General features: G+C 72.3%; 6 protein-coding genes. 3 read left to right on the top strand and 3 right to left on the bottom strand.

The features are described from left to right. Positions 1–52 precede the first annotated feature (52 nt). The 3 genes from ABZ880_RS26870 to ABZ880_RS26860 form a co-directional block, all read right to left on the bottom strand. Positions 53–2,443, bottom strand: coding sequence for a thioester reductase domain-containing protein (locus ABZ880_RS26870; RefSeq protein ID WP_361267421.1), 2,391 nt, complete (start codon positions 2,441–2,443; stop codon positions 53–55). 37 nt (positions 2,444–2,480) lie between these two features. Continuing rightward, positions 2,481–16,193: an SDR family NAD(P)-dependent oxidoreductase gene (locus ABZ880_RS26865; RefSeq protein WP_361267419.1), complete on the bottom strand. Its 13,713-nt coding sequence runs from the start codon at positions 16,191–16,193 to the stop codon at positions 2,481–2,483. A 154-nt stretch (positions 16,194–16,347) separates the two neighbouring features. Then, positions 16,348–18,048, bottom strand: a complete 1,701-nt coding sequence (locus tag ABZ880_RS26860; RefSeq protein ID WP_361267417.1) for a fatty acyl-AMP ligase — start codon at positions 18,046–18,048, stop codon at positions 16,348–16,350. A gap of 415 nt (positions 18,049–18,463) precedes the next feature. Here ABZ880_RS26860 and ABZ880_RS26855 point away from each other — a divergent pair, with 415 nt between their 5' ends. The 3 genes from ABZ880_RS26855 (at position 18,464) to ABZ880_RS26845 (ending at position 19,610) form a co-directional block, all read left to right on the top strand. Beyond that, a complete protein-coding gene (locus tag ABZ880_RS26855; RefSeq protein WP_361267415.1) occupies positions 18,464–18,604 on the top strand; it encodes a hypothetical protein in 141 nt (46 codons plus the stop codon). Positions 18,605–18,624: 20 nt separating this feature from the next. Further along, positions 18,625–18,924 (top strand): transposase, encoded by a 300-nt coding sequence (locus ABZ880_RS26850; RefSeq protein ID WP_361267413.1) that lies wholly within the window; start codon positions 18,625–18,627, stop codon positions 18,922–18,924. Between the two features lie 212 nt (positions 18,925–19,136). Further along, positions 19,137–19,610, top strand: a complete 474-nt coding sequence (locus tag ABZ880_RS26845) for a hypothetical protein (RefSeq protein ID WP_361267411.1) — start codon at positions 19,137–19,139, stop codon at positions 19,608–19,610. Positions 19,611–19,664: the final 54 nt, after the last annotated feature.

Raw genomic sequence — 19,664 nt, 5'->3', positions numbered from 1 at the left:
CGGACCCTGCGGAGCGCCGGCCGGGCGGGGCGGGAGTTCGTCGTCCTGAAGATCATCGGTGCTGCTCCGTGAGGGTCGGGGTGCGGCGCAGGTCAAGCAGGTCCGCGGCGGCGCGGGCGAAGGGGCCGAGCAGACCGCGGCCCATCTCCAGGCCGAACCAGGCGAGCCAGGTCAGCTTCGCGGCCCGCTTCTCCTGGCTGGTCAGGCGCGGGTCGACCTTGATGCCGTCGATCTGGTCGCGGACGTAGGAGTCGGCGGGCACGACGACCTCGCCCGCAAGACTGGCCGACTCGCCCTCGCGGCCGATGTGGACGGTCAGCGCGCGGGTCTGCCGCCACAGGTCGCGCCGGGCGCGCGCGTACTTGCGTCCCTCCAGCCACCAGTGGCCGCCGTCGGCATCGCGCAACCGCAGCCGGTAGTACAGCAGTTGGTGCTTGAGGCCGTGCTCCTGCGGGATTCCCTCCTCGGGGCGGATCCAGACGTCGCCGCGCTCGACGGCCAGCGGTTCGGGGTGCACCGCCGGGCACACCACCTCGCCGGTGACGTCCACCCGGCGTTCCTTCACCAACTGGTACATGCTCGCGATGGAGAGGGTCAGCGCCATGGAGCAGGGGGTGTCGGCGGGGGCGCCGACCGGGCTCACGCCGCCCTCGGTCGTCTCCGCGAACCACAGGTAGGGCTGGTCGTCCCTGTGCGGCAAACGGGCGAGGCCGTCCTGGGCGAGCCGCTCGAACGTCTTGAGCTGGGCCTGTGCGTCGTAGCGGACCGCGGGCGGCAGCCCGAGCGCCTCGACCAGCGCGGTGGTGCGTTCGCCGCCTGCCGCCGGACCCTTCAGGGTCGCTTCGCACAGCTTCTGCGCTGTGGGGCTCTGCAACACCCTGGTCAGGAAGGCGAGTTCGGGAACCGGGTCGGCTTCCAGGCGGGCCAGTGCGTCCGCGCGCCATTCGTCCCAGTCCTCGACGCGGACGTGCATGCCGCCGAGCGCCATGTCGCGTACGACGTCGTCGAGGGTGTTGGGCACACCGGTGAGGTTGTAGTCGTAGCCCCAGGCGTCGGGTTCGCAGATCGCGGCGACCGCGGCGCGGCTGACCCAGTCGACGGGGGCCGCGTTCAGGTACCGGAAGGCGGGCACCGTGCGGAAGCGGCCGAAGGCCGAGATCAGGCCGCTGCTGAGATCCTGCGGGTTGTAGGCGCCGGTCTTGCTGTGGCCGCCGATGCCGCCGGGCCGTAGTGCCGTGACCACCAGGCCGTGGTCGCGGGCCCGGCGCAGGGCGACCTCGGCGGCCCACTTGGACTGGTCGTAACCCGAGATGAGGCGGTCGACGTGGGCGAGCGGATCGTCCTCGCCCATGGAGGTGATGCCGACCTCGTTGAAGACCGCGATCGAGGAGATGTGGTGGAGCGGCTTGGGCCGGCCAGTGACCGCGAGTTCGGCCAGGGTCAGCGTGCCCAGGACGTTGCTCGCGCGCAGCGACTGGTAGCCGCGCAGAAAGTCCACGGCCGCCGCCACGCCGACGATGCTGTCCAGTTCGCGGGCCAGCGTGTGCCACCGCTCGTCGGACAGGCCGAGGCGCGGCTGCCGGATGTCGCCGCAAAGCACGGTCACCCGTCGGCGGACCTCCGACGACCAGGGAAGCGAGTAGCCCGTCAGCGCCGCGCCGAGCCGGGCGACCGCCGCCTCCTCGTCCGCCGCACGGACCAGGCAGTACACATGCGCGTCGCTGTGCCGCAGCAGGTCGAGCAGCATGTGGCTGCCGAGGAAGCCGGTGGCGCCGGTCAGCAGGATCCGGCGCGGCGGCAGCGGCTGGGGCACGTCGGTGAACGGCAGGCGGTCTGCGAGCGCGAGGTCGGCCAGGATCTGGTCGAGATCCTCGCGGCGGGCCCGGGAGCAGGCGTCGTCGCCAGTTCCGGCCAGGTGGCGCGCCCGCAAAGCCGGTTGGGTGGGAGGTGACGGGACGGGGAGGGGTCCCGGGGCCAGGGTCGGAAGGGTGCCCGCCGCGGAGCGCGGGTCGGTGCTCCGGGTCGACGAGGTGCTCGCCGGGGTCCCTGAATCGCCGGTTGCCGACATCCAGCGTCGGGCAAGGCTGATCGGCCGGGCGTCGGCGAACACCTCGTCCAGGTCGAACTCGATGCCCAGCTTGTCTTCCAGCTCCGCGACGAGTTCCACGGCGTGGACGGAGGTTCCTCCGGCGTCGAAGAAGTCGGTGTCGGGCGGCAGGTTCCCACCGGGCAGATAGCGGCCCGCCGCGGCGGCGATGGTCGCCGCCACGCTGTCCACGTCCCGGGTGGGGGTGGCCGCGGCACCGTTGACGGCAGCGGTGGCCGCCGCCGTCACCCGGGCCAGCAGGTCGCTCACGCCGAGTCCACCGCCGCCCCGCTCGATCGCCTCGGCGGCCGTCCGCTGTTCGGTGTACGCCGCCGCGTCCTCGTTCAACTCACGCATGAGAGCCCTTCATGATGTGCACAGTGCGTCCTTTCCCTCACTGCTGCTCCCAGGAGCGGAATGCCCGCAGCTGGCCCGGCGTGGTCACGGCCTCCAGGCGCTCGTCCTCCTGGTCACCGCCGCCGAGCGCGGCAAGCAGCCGCCGGGCGGGTACGTTGCGCGGGGTGCGCTCCGCCGTCAGGCGGACCTTTGCGCAGCCCAGTTCCTCGGCGCGGTCGGCCAGCCACTGCAACAGGCGCTCCTCGACGCCCCGGCCGAGCGCCCGGCAGCTCATCAGCCAGGCGAGAACGTCGAGTTGGTCGCCCTCGGCGCGCAGCGCGAGCAGGCCGATCTGGCCGTAGTCACCGAAGCGGTCGCGCGCCGCGGCCGTCCACACCTCGCCCCGCTCCCGCCACCGGGCGACATCGCCGCCGTCGGCCGACCGGGCGCGCAGGGTGAACTGGTTGGTGCGGCGCACAAGTTGCTCGGCCCGCTGGACGTCGGCGTCGGACAGGGCTCGGATGCCGACCTCGAGCTCAAGCCGGGCGAGGAACTCCTCGAAACCGGCCTGTTCGCGGACGGCCTCCCGCTCCTGTTCCTGCTCGTAGAACCGGGCGCGCAGCGCGTCCTCGGCGGTCGCCGCGGCCGGGACGAGCGGCCACAACCGGCTCAGGAACTCGTCCAGTTCAGTCGACTGCGGGCAGGTCACCGACAGCACCTGCGGCAGCGCCGACCGCATCTTGGCGATCTCGGCCGGGTTGTCGTCCAGGAACAGGAAGCTGTTCAGGCCGAGGTTGAGCGTGCGCGCCGCCTCGGCCAGGCGGCCCGGCTTGGGGCCCCAGCCGGCGCAGAGCACGGTGAAGTGCTCTGGCTTCAACAGGCTGTCGGGGCGGTTAAGGACGGCGCGGATGGTGGCCTCGTCGTTGTTGCTGACCAGCGCCAGCAGAGCGCCCGCCTCCCGCCACTGCAGCAGCCTGCGCGCGAGCCGGGCACGAGGACCGGTCAGGTCGACCGCCTCGGGGCCCGTCTCGCCGGCCACCCCGCCCCACAGGGTCTCGTCGCCGTCCACCGCGATCACCTTCGGCACGGGGCGCAGCACCGCCCGTACGACCTCCGCCAGGCGTAGGGCCACGGCCGCCTGGAAGGGCGGGGTGAAGGGCAGATGGGCCAGCCGCTCGGTGCGCTCGTCGAAGTGTTCCTCGAGGGCATGGTGCCGGGTCCAGTCGTCGGCGCCGATGACCGCGATGCCCGGCAGCTCGGCCAGGTCGGCGGCGATCCCGCGCTCCCACTGCGTCAGGCGGTCCTCGCTCCGTGCGGAGGGGAGGAAGCCGACGACGAGTGGTGTGCGGGTGCGTTGGGACAGCGCCTTCAGTGCAGCCGGGTAGGCGGTGCGCAGCTCGGTGAGCACTGCGTCGTCGACGGGCCCGAAGCGTTCGAGGTCCGCTGCCCGCAGCAGCACGACGCCCACGGCGGTCGAGGGGTCGGCGAAGGCGCCGGAAGGGTCCTTAAGGCTCGCGAGCACGTGATGGTACGGCGCCTCGGCGATCGTCAGAGCGCCGTCCGTGGCCCCGTCGTTGACCGCCGTCTCACACATCAGCGGCAGATTGCCGAGGGCGAAGGTCGCGGCGAGGGCCAGGGACCGGCGCGGCGCGGGCGTGGCAGCGACCTCGGCAGCAGGGGCCTTGGCCGCCGGAGCCTTGGCGGTCCGTACCAGTGCCGTGGGGTCCTGGGCCGTCTCACCGAGCAGCCGCAGGAACTCCTTGCCCAGTTCGGCCGTGGCCGCTGCATCCAGGATGTCCAGGTTGTGGTCGAGCCGGATGCGCGCCGCGTCCGGGGTCATGGTGATCATCAGGTCGAGATCGGAGTAGCCGGTGCCGGCGGGCAGCACCTCCATGCGGGTGAGGCGGCGCGAGGAGCGCACATAGTTGAAGTAGACCTCGACCAGCGGCGCGTTTGGCCGGTGCAGCCCCTGCCTGGCCAGCGTGGCCAGGACGTCCGAGAACATGGCGCCCTTGGCCAGTACCTGCTGCAGGCGGCCGTCCGTGCGGCGCAGCACCTCGCCGACCGCCTCGTCCGCCCGGGCCTCGGCCGGGAACGGCACCGGTACGCCGAAGAAGCCCACCGCGTCGTAGGCGTCGGCGTGGACGCGGGTGTCCACGGGCACCGCGAGCACGAACCGCTCCCGCTCCCGCTTCCTGGCAAGCAGCACCGTCAGCGTGCCGAGGCAGAAGGCGGCGGGAGTGATCGCCAGGCTGCTCGCGGCTGCCGACACCCGCTCCATCAGGCCGTCGGGAATGGTCACCGTCACGCTTCCGGCCCGGTACGACCGTGTCGCGGGGCGCGGCCGGGCGAGTGTCAGGTCGAGCCGCTCGCTGCCGTTGAAGGCCTCGCGCCACTGGGCACCCGCCCCCGGACCGCTCTGCTGGGCTTCGACGAGCAGGGCGATGTCGCGGTTGGTGACGGCATCACCGAGCGGGGTGCCGGACAGTTCCGCGTCGATCTCCCCGGCCACGAGCAGCAGCGACTGCAGGTCGCTCACGGCGTGGTGGGCGCCGAAGACGAGGGTCTGTCCGCGCGCACCGCCGTCCACGAGCTCGAACCGCCACAAGGGCGCGCCGGCCAGATCGAAGGCAGGCTCCAGCAGTCGGCGCAGCCGGTCGGCGGCGTCGACTTCGCCCTCGGCGCTCGTCCAGCGCAGGAGCGGCTCGGCCGCCTCGCGGTTTACGAGCAGTTGCCACCGGCCTTCGCTGCCGGTGACGATCGCGGTGCGCAGGGCAGCGTGCCGGGCGACGAGCCGGTCGAGGATGGCGGTGAGCGTCTCGCGGGTCGTCGGCGCGGTGAGCCGTACGGCCAGGCCGATGCCGTGCGCCGCGTCCGGCATGCTCGGCCGGGCGCTGCGCAGCAGGCGTACGACATCGCGGGTCGCGGGCCGCAGTTCGCTCTCCGGCACGTCCTGGCCGAGGTGGTCGGGCTGCTCCTGCGCCATGGTTTCCCGCTGTGGCAGGGCCTCGCCCAGGGCCCGGGCGAGGCCGCGGATGTCGGACGCCGCGAACACGGTGGCGGCCGGGAGTTCGACGCCCAGGTCGCGGGCGAAGGCGTTGCGCAGCCGCACCAGCATCAGGGAGTCCAGGCCGAGTTCCTTCAGGGCGGTGGTCGCGGACACGTCCACCGTTCCCCCGCAGACCTCGCCGGCCCTGGCCCGTACGTACGCCTCCAGCAGGGTGGCGCGGTCCTGGTCGTTGGTCGCCGCGAACACTTTCTTGACGAGGTCGTCCGGGGCGGCCGTAGCCGTCGGGGTGGTCACCAGGTCGCCCAGGATCGGGCGGGTGCGTGCCACGTCGGGAACGAGCGTCAGCATCTCCCAGTCCAGGGCCAGGGGCGCGAGCTGGCGGCGGGAGGTGGCCAGCACCCGCTCGAACAGCTCGCCGCCCTCCTGCGGTGAGAAGGCGATCAGGCCGGAGCGGCTGGTCTCGGCGGCTCGGGTGCCCGACTCGGACACCATGCCGACGCCGGCCCAGGCACCCCAGTCCAGGCTCAGCGCCCGGCGGTCGCTGTGGGAGAGGTGGTGCGCCCAGGCGTCGAGGAAGGCGTTCGCCGCCGAGTACGGGCTCTGACCGGCCGAGCCGAGGAGTCCGGCCGCCGAGGCGAACAACACCAATGTTCCCGCTTCCGGGGCCAGTTCGGTGAGCAGGGCGGTGCCCAGGACCTTGGGGGCGAGCACGCCCAGGACGCGTTCGTCGGTCAGGTTCGCCACGGTGGCGTCGTCGAGTACACCAGCCGCGTGCACAACCGCCGCGATGGGGCCCGCTGTCCGTCGTACGGCGTCCAGAGCCGCTGCCAGGCCGTCCCGGTCGGCGACGTCGGCGCGCGCCACGTGCACGGTGACGCCTCGCTCTTCAAGGCCCTTGATCCAGATCGCGGTCTCCGCGTCGGGTGTGCCCCGGCTCATCAGCGCCAGACGGCGGGCCCCGCGGCGGACCAGTCGCTCGGCGACGACCCGGCCGAGGCCGCCGAGACCGCCGGTGATCAGGTGCACGCCGTCCGCGCCGGTCTCGCCGTGGCCGCCGTCGTCCGGGTGGGTGCGCGCCAGGCGCGGCACCAGTCGGCCCGCCCCGCGCAGGGCGACGAGCCGTTCGTCGTCCGCGTGCCTCAGCTGTGTCCAAAGGTCGCCGACACCGCCGGTGGGCGGCAGGTCGATCAGCGTGGTCGACAGCTCCGGGTGCTCCTGCGCCACCGCGAGCCCGAAGCCCCAGGCGAGTGCCTGCTGCGGGTTGGTCACCTGGGTGCTGTCACCGGCAGCCTGGCTGCCCCGCACGATGACGAACAGGCGCGGTGGCCGGACGTGCGGACGGTCGGCGAGGGTGCGCACCAGGTGCAGAGTGCTCAGGCAGCACAGCCGTGCCGCCTCCTTGGCCGTAGCGACATCGCCGACGGGTGGAGCATCCAGCGCGGACAGCTGAATCACCCGCTCGGGCGCTGTGCCCGGGAACGCCTCGTCCAGGAGCCGGGCCAGGTGCTGCGGATCGGCCGGGTCGAGCACGTACCGGCCGGGCCCCTCGAGGCCGAACGCGGTCCCCCTGCGGGCGATGACATGCGGCACGGAGGAACCGAGCCGCTTGCCGAGTTCCGCGGCCGCCCCGCTCTCGTCGGCCAGGATCAGCCAACTGCCCTCGGTGGGCGGCTCCTGCGCCACCGGCCGCGGTTGCCAGCGGGTCGCGAAGAGCGCCCCGTTCAGCGGCGAGAGCGCCGCCAGCTCGAACTCCTCCGCCTCAAGGACGAGTTGCTCGTCCTCGTCCCAGATCCTGAGGTCCAGGACGGCGGTGTCCTGGGCCGTGGAGCGCAGCCGGCAGGTCACCCACGCGGGCGTGCCGCGCAGCCCGGTGAACCGCAGGCGTCCGACCCCCGCGGGCACGAACGCGCGGTCTGCGGGTGCGTCGCCGGGCAGGGCGGCCGTGTGGAAAGCGGCGTCGAGAACCGCTGGGTGCAGGAGGTGACCCGCTGTGGGCCTGGCGGCCAGTCGGCCGAGGGACTGGTCGTGCGTGCGGTGGCCCTCCTCGAGCCCTCGGAAGGCGGGGCCGTAGTCGATGCCGAGGGCGGTCAGCCCGGCGTAGACGGCCGGCAGGTCGACTGCTTCGAGGCACTGCTCGCGCACGCCGGAAAGCGCAACGTCGGCGGTCGGCTCGTCGCAGAGAGGCGCAACGCGTCCGATGACGTGCTGCTGCCACCGCGTGCCGCGCTCCCCCGCAGCCGCCGATGCGATGGTGAAGTCCCGAAAGCCGCCTTCGGCGGGCCGCAGGACGAGTTGCAGCCGTACGGGCCGGTCTTCGCCCAGGCGCAGCGGCTGGAGGAACTTGACGTCGGCCAGGCGTACTTCCCGGCCGTCCGCCACGGCGGACGCGGCCTCCAGTGCCATGTCCAGGAAGGCGGCGCCGGGCAGCCAGACCTCGCCGCCGACTTGGTGGTCGGTCAGGTAGGCGAAGCGGATGTCCCGCAGGTCGATCTCACTTTGGAAGGTGTGCCGGTCGGGCTCGTCACTGGACTCGATGTGCGTACCGAGGATCGGCGAGGGGCCTGCTGCTGGGGCCGGGGCGGGCGCGAGCCAGTGCCGTTCGCGGGCGAAGGCGTAGGTGGGCAGGTCGACGCGGCGGCCGTGCGGGAACAGTACCGGCCAGTCGGGCGTGTGCCCGGCGGCGTACAACTCGCCCACCCTGCGCAGCAGCACGTCGTGTCCGCCCTGCTCCCGACGCAGCGAGCCGACGCCGACCGCGTCGATCCCGGCCTCCGCAGCCACCGCCTCGATGGAGGAGAGCAGCGAGGGGTGCGGGCTGAGCTCGACGAAGTAGCGGTAGCCGTCGTCCAGCATCCGTCGGACCGTGTCCGCGAAACGGACGGGCTGCCTGAGGTTGGCGTACCAGTAGCCGGCGTCCAGCCGGTCACCGGGCACGGGTTCGGCCAACACCGTCGAGTACAGCGGGGGCGACGCCTGCCCGGCCCGGATGCCGCAGAACCGGTCGAGCATGTCCTCGCGCACGGGTTCCATCAGCGGGGTGTGCGAGGCGAACGGCGTCGACAGCCGTCGTATGGGGATCTGCTGCTCGTCCAGGGCCCGGCGCAGCTCGGCCAGCGCATCGGCGTCGCCTGCGACCGCCGTGGAGGTCCCGCTGTTGACGGCGGCGACGAAGAGCCGGTCCGCGTACGGCGCGAGCAGCTCCTCGACTTGTGTGCGGGCCAGCTCCACGGACACCATGCCGCCCTGTCCGACCAGCGGTAGGACGGCGTGGGCGCGCCCGGTCACCACGGTCACCGCGTCGTCGAGGGTGAGGGCGCCCACGCTGTAGGCGGCGGCGATCTCACCCAGGCTGTGCCCGATCACGGCGTCCGGGGCGACCCCGAGCCGCCGCCAGGCGGCTGCCAGCGCCGCGTTGACCGCAAAGAGCACCGGCTGCAGGTACTCGGTCCGGTCGAGCGGGGAGAATTCCTCGGGGGCCCGCAGGACATTGAGCACCGACCAACCCACATGCCGCTGCACCGTCTCGTCGATCCGGGTCAGTTCCTCGCGGAACGCCTCCGACTGGGCCATCAACTCCACGCCCATGCCCGGCCATTGGCCGCCGTGTCCGGCGAAGACGAAGGCCACCTTGCCCGACTGCTCCTCGCGGGGCGGTGCGAGCGGCGCACGTCCGGCTCCCAACGCCTCCAGACGCGCCCTCAGTTCGTCCCGGTCGTCCGCCGCGATCGCCGCCCGCCACTCCAAGTGGCTGCGGTGCCGCGCCAGGGTGTGGGCGACATCCGGCAGCGCGATGCCCTCGCTCAGGTGCCTGGCCAGCCGCGCGGCCTGGCCTCGCAATGCAGCCTCACTGCGCCCGGACACCACGAACAACCGTTTCCCGGGCGGGACTTCGCTCGCCTGCTCGGCCTCGACCGGCGGAGCCTCTTCGACGATCACATGCGCGTTGGTTCCGCTGATCCCGAAGGCGCTGACCCCGGCACGCCGGACCCGCTCCCCCGCCGACGGCCAGACCGCCGCCTGCTGCAGCAGTTGCAGCCCGCTGCCGTCCCAGTCGACGTGCCGGCTGGGCGTGCCCGCGTGCAGGGTCGCCGGAAGGGTCTGGTGGCGCAGCGACTGGACCACCTTGATCAGCCCGGCCACGCCCGAAGCGGCCTGCGTGTGCCCGAGGTTGGACTTGAGCGAGCCGAGGTACAGCGGGCGGTCGTGGGGGCGCGAGTCGCCGAAGACCTGCGACAGGGCGTTCGCCTCGATCGGGTCTCCCAGCGTCGTGCCCGTCCCGTGCGCTTCGACGTAGTCGATGTCGGCGGGCTCCAGCCGGGACAGCTGAAGGGCTCGGCGGATCACCTGCTCCTGAGCCGGACCGTTGGGCGCGGACAACCCCTGACTGCGGCCGTCCTGGTTGACGGCCGTGCCGCGCACCACGGCCAGCACCTGGTCACCGCCGCGCTGGGCGTCACTCAGCCGCTTCAGTACGATCATGCCGACGCCCTCGGCCCATATGGCGCCGTCGGCGTCGTCGGAGAAGGAACGGCAGCGTCCGGTCGCGGACAGGCCCCGCAGTCGGCTGAATTCCACGAAGGTCCCCGGCGTCACCATGAGCGTCACACCTCCGGCGAGTGCCAGGTCGCACTCGCCCGACCGGAGCGCCTGCGTCGCCAGGTGCACCGCCACCAGCGACGACGAGCACGCCGTGTCCACCGTCAACGCCGGACCGTGCAGCCCGAGCGCATAGCTGAGCCGGCCGGAGGCCACGCTGAGCGCCGAGCCCGTGCCGACGTAGCCGTCGAGCTGGTCGAGCCGGGAGCCCGACAGGTAGTCGCTGCCGAACATGCCGACGTACACGCCGGTGGTGCTGCCCGCAAGTCGGGCGGGCACGATCCCGGCGCGCTCGAGTGCCTCCCACGCCGTCTCCAAAAGCAGCCGCTGCTGCGGGTCCATGGCCGCCGCCTCCTTCGGGGTGATGCCGAAGAAGCCCGCGTCGAAGGAGGCGATGTCGTCCAGGAAGCCGCCTTCCCGGGCGTACGACTTGCCCGGGGCATCCGGGTCGGGGTCGTACAGCGACTCCACGTCCCAGCGTCCGGCCGGGAACGGGCCGACCGCGTCGCGGCCCTCCGCGACCAGCCGCCACAGTTCCTCCGGGTCGCTCACTGCGCCCGGCAGTCGGCAGGCCATGGCGACGACGGCCACCGGCTCGTCGGTCGGCGCGGTCGTGCTGCGGGTGGTGGGGCGCGGATCGCTGCGGCGGGTCGTACGTCCACTCGCCGCAAGGGCGTTGGTCAGCAAGTACTCGGCGAGACGGGCCGGGGTGGGGTGGTCGAACAGCAGGGTCGCGGGGAGCCGGGCGCCGAGGCCGGCGGCGAGGCGGTTGCGGAGTTCGACCGCGGTCACGGAGTCCATGCCGAGCTCGCGCAGCGGCTGGTCGGGGCGGACGGACTCCGCCGAGCGCAGACCGAGGGTGCGGGACGCCTCTTCGCGAACCAGGGCCAGGACACGTTCGGCGCGTTCGGCTTCCGGCAGCCGGGCCAGGCGGTCCGCCAGGGCGTCGCTGCCGTCCCGGCCGGTGCGCGGCGCGGGCAGCAGCGAGCGCCACAACGCAGCCGCGGGGCCACCCGCGGCCATGGTCTCGCGCAGGCGAGTGAGGTCCAGGGCCCAGGCGACCAGGTGCGGGGTGCTCCGGCGCAGGGAGAGTTCCACCAGGTCGCGGCCCTGGTCGGGGGTGAGGGCACGGTGGCCGAGACGGGCCATCCCCGCGAGGTCGGCGTGTTCGGCGGCAAGGCCCTCGCCCGCCCACGCGCCGAACGAGACCGCCACGGCAGGCAGGCCCAAGGCCCGCCGGTGGTGGGCCAGTTGGTCGAGAAAGACGTTGGCGGCCGCGTAGTTGGCCTGGCCCGCGTTGCCTGCGACACCGGCAGCCGAGGAGACCAGCACGAACATCTGAAGCGGCATGTCGGCGGTGAGCCGGTGCAGATGGGCGGCGCCGTCGACCTTGGGGCGCAGCACCCGAGCGAGGCGTTCGTGCGTCAGTTCGGCGACCACCCCGTCGTCCAGGACGCCGGCGCAGTGCACGATGCCCCTCAGCGGCAGCTCGTCACCGACCCTGCCGAGCACGTCGGCCACGGCCGTCGCGTCCGCGACGTCGCACGCCGCCACCTCGACCTCGGCTCCGAGCACGGCGAGTTCCTCGGTGACCTCGGCGGTGCGCGGATCGGCGGTGCCCTGTCGTGACGTCAGCAGCAGGCGGGGGACGCCGCGTTCGGCCAGGAGGCGGGCGATGTGGCGACCGACGGCACCCAGGCCTCCAGTGATCAATACCGTGCCGTCCGTGGGCAGCGAGCCGGGTACGGCCGGGTCGGCGGCGCGGGCGCGAACCAGCCGAGGGGCGAGCAGCGTGCCCGAACGTAGAGCGAGTTCGGGCTCACCGCGGTGCGCCATTGCGGCCCGCAGGGCGTCCGCCAGATCGTCGGAGCCGTCGAGGTCGAGCAGGGTCAGTCCGAGGTCCGGGTGCTCGATGCGGGCGCTGCGGGCCAGGCCCCACAGGACCGACTGTGCCAGTGCGGACACCGTGTCCACATCACCGGCGGCGACCGCACCGCGGGTCACCCATACGGTCCGCGTGGGCGCTACGTCGTGCGTGATGAGGGCTTGCAGTTCGGCCAGGGCTGTTGCCGCCAACTCGTGTGCTGCTAGGGCGATTTCGTCGTCTTCGGCCGGGAGAGGCCAAAACCGCACCAGGACGTCACCGCCGGTCTCGCGGAGCCGGATCCCGGCCGCCTCTAGTCCGCTGAGCGCCGCAGCGGCCTGCGGGTCGGACGGGTCGCCGACGACGGCCCACTCGCTGTCCGGTCCTTCAGAGGGCTCTTCGGTCACCGCCGTCCACGTCGGCTCGTACAGGTGCCGGCCGTTCTGCGAGCCGCTGATGAGGTCCGCCGGATTCGCGGCCCGCAGCCGCACGCCCTCCAGCCTGCCGGCCGGGATACCGTCGGTGTCCCACAGCGTCACCTCCAGCGTGAGGTCCGTGCCGGAGCCGCCGGTCCGCCGTACGGACGCGATGAGCTCGTTCGCGCCACCGTGATGCAGGGCGCAGCGGCCCACCGCGACCGGCAGCAGCACCCGGCCGTCGGAGGCGTCGAACGCGGCGGCCACGTGGAGCGCGGCGTCCAGCAGCGCCGGGTGGACCGGGTAGGGGTCACTCAGGTCACGGGCAGCGTCCGGGAGCGACAGCCGGGCCAGCAGCTCGCCGCCGCCGGTCACCACCGCCTCCCGTACGCCCTGGAAAGCGGGTCCGTAGCCGAGGCCGAGCCCGGTCAGCCGCTCGTACGTCTCCGGGCTCCACCCGGGTTCGGCCGTCTCCGGCCGGAGCGGAGGCTGCCCCGCCGTCACCGGCGCCGCTTCGTCGGCGCAGGCGGTTGCGTGCAGGGTCCAGCCCGTGGCCTCCTGGCCCCGCGGGCGGCTGTGCACAGTGATCTCCGCAACGGGGCCGGCCGTGACGACCTCGACGGACACTTCGACCGTGCCGGAGACGCAGAGCACGAGGGGCGTGAGCAGGAGCAGGTCTGTGACGTCGGCCGGTTCGTCCGGGCGGGCCACGGCGAGGGCGGCGCGACACAGCTCCATCAGGGTCGTGCCCGACACCACGGTCTGGCCGAAGACGGTGTGATCGGGCAGCCAGTCGGTGGTCGACGGGGACCACTCGTTGCGGAAGGTCCAGCGGGTTTCGTCCGCCGACTGCAGCTGAATCCCGAGCAACGGGTGCGCGCAGCGGTCGAACAGGCCGGGGGCGCCGACGGCGGACTCGGGCTCGATCCAGTGGCGCTGCGCGTCCCAGGCGTAGGTCGGCAGGTCCGCGGGCACGGTGTCCGCAATGAGACGACGCCAGTCGATCTTCCGTCCGTGGACGTGGAGTTCGGCGGCGGCGCGGTCCAGACACGCGGGCCCGTCCTCGTCTCGGCGGAGCGAGCCGACGGCGACCAGTTCGCGGCCGCAGTCCTCGCCGATCGTGTGCAGCGCGGTGAGCAGGGAGGGGTGGGGGCTGAGTTCGACGAAGTAGCGGTAGCCGTCGGCCGCCATGCGCTCGACGGTGGGCGCGAAGCGGACGGGTTCGCGAAGGTTGGTGTACCAGTAGTCGGCCTCCTGTTCCTCGGTGACCGGCTCACCGGTCACCGTCGAATACCAGGCGACCGACGTCGGACAGGTGGTGACGCCGTCGAGTTCGTCCACGATCAGTCCGTGGACCTGCTCGACCTGAGTGCTGTGGGAGGCGTAGTCGACGTCGAGGCGACGGACGAACACCTGCTCCCGGTCGAGGTCGGCAAGGAGCGCCGCCAGCGGCTCCACGGCACCGGCGATCACCGTCGAACGGCCGCTGTTCACGGCGGCGACCGAAACCCGTCCGTCGAGACCTTCGAGGCGGGCCTCGACGTCGGTGTGCGCAAGGGCGACGACGGCCATGGTGCCGGTGCCGGACAGCCCGGTCAGGGCCTTGCTGCGCAGGGCGACGACCGCCGCCGCGTCGTTGAGACTCAGAGTTCCGGCGACGCAGGCCGCGGCGACCTCGCCCTGGCTGTGCCCGATCACGCCGTCGGGCCGTACGCCACGGGCCCGCCATACTGCGGCCAGGGACACCATCACGGCGAAGAGCACCGGCTGGACGACATCCACGCGGTCCAGGGACGGCGCGTCCGCGTCGCCGCGCAGGACGGCCGCCACCGACCACTCGGTGAACGGGCGCAGGGCGCCGTCGCAGCGGTCGAGTTCGTCGGCGAACACCGGGTCGTGCGCGAGCAGGTCGCGGGCCATGCCGGCCCACTGGGCGCCTTGGCCCGGAAAGACGAACGCCAACTTGCCTGCCGGGGCCGTCTGCTGGGGACCGACGGTCAGGTCCGTCTCCGGCCGCCCCCCGGCCAGTCCGTGCAGGGCCGTCAGCAGGTCGTCGCGGTTGCTTGCCCGCACGACGGCCCGGTGCTCGAAGTGGGTACGGTGGTGGGCCAGCGTCGCGGCCACCGCCCGCACCGGCACCTGCGGCTGTCCGGCCAGGAGTTCATGCAGGCGCCGGGCCTGCCTCTCGAGGGCGGGAAGAGTACCGGCTGAGAGCGGGAAGAGAGTCGCGGTACCCGACGGCTCCGCCTCCGCTCCTCGCCGTACGACATCCTGTGGTGCCTCCTCCAGCACCACGTGCGCATTGGTGCCGCTGATCCCGAACGCGCTCACTCCCGCTCGGCGCAGCCGGTCGCCACTGCGCGGCCATGCCTGGGCGCCGCCCGGCACGCGCAGGCCGCTGCCCGCCCAGTCGATGTGCTCGGTGAGCGCCTCGGCGTGCAGGGACGCCGGTATCTGCTCGTGCCCGAGGGCCAGCACCGTCTTGATGACGCCGCCGATGCCCGCCGCGGCCTGCGTGTGACCGATGTTGGACTTAAGGGAGCCGACGCCCAGCGGCCGGGCGGCCGGGCGGCCCGGCCCGAACACGGCGGCCAGTGCCCGGCCCTCGATGGGATCGCCGAGCGGGGTGCCCGTGCCGTGTGCCTCCACGTAGTCCAGGTCGTCCGGCTCGATACCGGCGGCGTCCAGGGCCGCGCGCAACACCCGTTCCTGGGCAGGTCCGTTCGGGGCGCTCAGTCCCTGGCTGCGTCCGTCCTGGTTGATTGCCGAGCCCTTGATGACGGCGAGGACCTGGTCGCCGTCCTGGCGGGCGTCCGCGAGCCGCTTCAGCAGGACCACACCGCAGCCTTCGGCCCACACCACGCCGTCCGCGCCGGCCGAGAACGGGCTGCACCGTCCGGACGGCGACAGCCCGCGCAGCCTGCTGAACTCGACGTGCCCGCGCGGGGTCACCAGCAGCGTCGCGCCGCCCGCCAGCGCGAGGTCGCACTCGCCGCCCGCCAGCGCCCGGGCCGCGAGGTGCAGGGCGACGAGGGACGACGAGCAGGCTGTGTCGACGGTGACCGCCGGGCCCTGCAGACCGAGGGTGTAGGCGATGCGCCCGGAGGCCACGCTGGGCGCCGAGCCCGTGCCGATGTGCCCGTCGAGCTGGGCAAGCGAGGCCGAAGCGAGGTATCCGCTGTCGTACAGGCCGATGTAGACGCCCGTGAAGCTGCCGTGCAGTGCCTTGGGGACGATCCCGGCCCGCTCGATCGCCTCCCAGCTCGTCTGCAGCAGCAGCCGCTGCTGCGGGTCCATGGCCGCGGCCTCTCGCGACGAGATGCCGAAGAAGGGGGCGTCGAAGTGGTCGATGCCGTCGAGGAAGCCGCCCCGCAGGCTGTACGCCTTGCCGACTGCCTCCGGGTCGGGGTCGAAAAGCCCCTGGGATCCCCAACGGCCCTTCGGTACCTCGGAGATGACGTCCTCGCCCGCGGCCAGCAGCCGCCACAGCGCCTCGGGGTCGTCGGCGCCACCGGGGAAGCGGCAGGCCATGGAGACGATCGCGATGTCACCGCCCGTCGCCCGCACCGGGGCGTCGCCCGGCGCCAAGTCGTCGTCCGCCTTGGGCCGTTCGCCGAGGATCGCGTCGGCGAGCTCGCTGATCGTGGGGTGGTTGAAGACAAGGGACGGCTCCACCGGCCGGCCGGTCCGCGCGGCAAGCTCCGCGGCCATGGTCACCAATTGGCGTGACCCCAGGCCGAGTTCGGCGATCGGCCGGTCGGGGTCGACGGCCAGCGGGTCGAGCCCGGCGGCCTCGGCGACGGCCGACACCAGCCAGGCGCGCAGTTCCTCGGATGTGTTGACGGACGTCTCGGCGGACTGCTTCGGGAACTCGTTCGCAGGCATTGGTCAGGTGTCCTCAGGAACGGTGGTTCAGGCGGTTTCCGTACGCGCGGAACAGGACCGGTACGGCCGCCGCGTCGGACGGATGCGGGTCCCGTGCGGCGGGTACTCTCGCGGGCCGTCACCGGTGCGGGCACCCCACCGGTGACGGGTGACGTCACCTCTGTACGGGCACGCCGAGCACGGACAAGGTGCCGTCGAGGTATGCGGCCCGGGTGGCCCGGCGCTGGATCTTTCCGCTGGACGTCTTCGGAATGGTGCCGGGGTGGACCAGCACGACGTCGCGCGCCGACAGGCCGTGGGCCTCGGCGATCGCGCTGCGGACCTGGTCGGCGATCTTCTCCGCCTCGCCCGCCGTTTCGGGGGCCACCTCTGCCACGACGACGGGCTGCTCGCCCTCCGCGGCGCCGTCCACGGAGAACGCGGCCGTGCAGCCTGGCCGCAGCGCCGGGTGCGACAGCTCCGCCGACAACTCCAGGTCCTGCGGGTAGTGGTTGCGGCCGTCGATGACGATCAGGTCCTTGAGACGGCCGGTGACGAACAGTTCGCCGTTCCGCAGGAACCCGAGGTCGCCGGTGCGCAGAAAGCGGCCCTCACGGCCGGTCAGCGTGGCCCGGAAGGTCTCGCGGGTGGCGAGGGCGTTGCGCCAGTACCCCTTGGCGACGCTCGCGCCGCCGACCCGGATCTCGCCGACCTCACCCTCGGGCAACTCCTCCTGCCCCTCGGGGTCGGCGATCACCACGGTCAGGCCGGGGCCGGGACGACCGCAGCCGACCGCAGCCGCGTCCGCAGCGCCCGCGTGCGCGCCACTCCCCCCGGCGTCGAGCAGCGTCGGCGCGGCGTCCACCGGGCCGCCGGCGACCATCAGGGTGGCCTCGGCGAGGCCGTAGCACGGGTAGAGGGCCTCGCGGCGGAAGCCGGCCGCGCCGAAGGTCTCGCTGAACCGTCGCAGGGTGGCGGCCCGAACCGGTTCGGCGCCGTTGAAGGCGACCCTCCAGCTGCTCAGGTCGAGCTCCCCCAGGAGCCCGGGAGTGGCGTTCTTCAGACACAGCTCGTACGCGAAGTTGGGGGCGCCACTGGTGTGCGGGCGGTAGCGGGTGACCGCGCTGAGCCAGCGCTGGGGCTGCTGCAGGAAGTGCAGCGGCGAGAAGAGGGTGGCGGTCACACCGAGGTAGACCGTGTTGAGGACCGGACCGATGAGGCCCATGTCGTGGTACACGGGCAGCCAGCTGACGTACATCTCGTGGCCGTACTCCGCGATCGTGTCCGGGGTGTGCCCCATCCGCTCCGTGACGACCCGTTCGTTGTCCACCAGATTGCCGTGCGTCACCATCACGCCGCGCGGGGCGGAGGTGGAGCCGGAGGTGTACTGCAGGAAGGCGACCGAGTCGGCGGTGAGGCCGGGTTCGCGCCAGGAGCCGGCCGCATCGTCGGGGATGTCCTCGGTGGTGACGCAGGTGATCCCGTCCATCTCGGGCAGGTGCTGCGCCAACTCGCCCAGGGCGCCCATGACTTCACGTCCGCCGAGGATCACCTTGGCGTCCGCGTCGGCGATCAGCCGCTTCATCCGGATCAGGGCCCGGTGGTTCTGCGACCGCCCCCGCGGGGGCACCCCCGGCACCGCGATGACACCGGCGGCGAGGCAGCCCAGGAACGCAGGGACGAATTCGAGGCCGGGCGGATACAACAGCATGGCGCGGGAGCCGGCCAGACCGCGCTCCTGGAGCCAGGCGGCGATGGCCTGCGAGCGGCGGGCCAGTTGCCCGTAGGAGATGTCCTGGATCTCACCGTCACAGTCACCCGTGACGAGGTACCGATACGCGGTGCGGTCGGGCTGTTGCGAAGCGTGCGCGGTCAATAAATCGACCAGAGTACGAACCACGTGACAGTCTCACCCGTTCGGATCAGCAGGCGTGGGAACTGGAGTTCGATGTCCGCGTGATACGTACACGCGGAAGCCCTGGTCGACCCGGCCCCCTTGCCAGGTCACCCTTCTCGGCTCCCCGCCGGAAAGCTGCGGCGATGCCGCCACAGAATCCCCGCCCCCACTTGATTACTACCAACGGGTAGCACGTTAACAAGTCCCATGGGTCAACGGGCTGGAGGCATGTAAACGCTGCGTGTCCAAACAGGATCGAGGGGTTCCCGACTCGACGAGCAGACACGGCGCTCGACCCGTCACCGGGCCCGCGACCTGGGGCAACGACGAGTGTCTGACCCAACGTCATACATTCGGGCGGCCGTCGCTGTCCGAGACAGGGATCACACCGTCGGTGACGCGTCGGCCGATGACGCCGCCCCGTATTACCGTCTTTGAGATTGCCAAGGCGGGTCCTGCCGCGCGGGTGGTCCTGGAGGCCACCTACGGCTGGTACTGGGCGGCGGACGCCCTCGCCGCGCGGAGGTGCACCTGACGCATCCTCTGGGAGTCAGGATGTTCCCCTACCGGCGGGTGAAGACTGACGAGAGGGATGCCGCCGACTTGGCGGACCTCCTGCGTATGGGACGGCTCGCGGAGGCGTGGATCGCTCCGCAAGGCGTGCGTGAGGTGCGGGAGTTGGTGCGCTACCGGCACCGGCTGCCGGGTGCGCGTACCTCCGCCAAGGCCCAGATACAGGGCATCTGCGGCTGGCCTGCAACGTCTTTCGGCGTGGGCGATAGGACCAATGATCGAGTCGATCCATCATTGACCTGCCACTGGTTGGACGGTTCGGATCGTGGGTTTACGTCGTGATCTCATCCTTGTCAGGTCGGTCATAGGGGACTACCGGCATCGGCCAACCTGGCCTGCGCCTCGGCCGATCGTCCACCGAGGCCCGCCGCCGAGCGCTGCTGTTCGCGCTTGTTGGCGTCAGCCGCTGATGTCAGCCGCCACACGCGGTTTTTGCAGGGGACCACGCTGTTGAGCGATGGGAGCTGTCCCTGGTGTGGCGGAGGATGGTGCCCATGTGCGCTCTTTTCGACCCCCCTGAGCCTCGCCGCGTCTCGCCGGGCGAATACCCCGTGTGGGAGCAGGCTCTCGCCCTTCTGAACCGGGACCTGACGGTGACGCTTCCCCGGCTGGAACCCCTGCAACTGCTGGCCCTTCCGTCCTACGACGCGGATGAGCCAGAGAATGTCTACGTCGCCATGGCCAACGGCGAGTGGCACGGCAACCACCTGGACCCGATCTCACAGGACAGCCTTGCCTCTGCACTGGCGAGCGTCGCCGATGCCGCGCAGGAGACCGTCACGGAGCTTCTGTGGCAGGCGTGGCCCCTGTGCCCCGAGCATGGCCTGGGCATGCATCCAAGGGAGGACGCAGAACAGCGACTGTCCTGGTGGTGCGCGGGAGAACGGTTGCGTCGCGGCCCGGCTCATATCCACGCGGCCGTGGGCGCACTCGACGCTTTGGGAACGTCGATCCGTACACGGTCTTGAAAACCGTCGCGGCGCGAGTCACCGTGGGTTCAAATCCCACACCCCACCGCCAGG

Origin of the sequence: Streptomyces sp. NPDC047043 (genome assembly GCF_040644055.1) — a bacterium.
Classification (GTDB): domain Bacteria; phylum Actinomycetota; class Actinomycetes; order Streptomycetales; family Streptomycetaceae; genus Streptomyces.
This window is presented reverse-complemented; position numbering and strand designations above follow the sequence as displayed.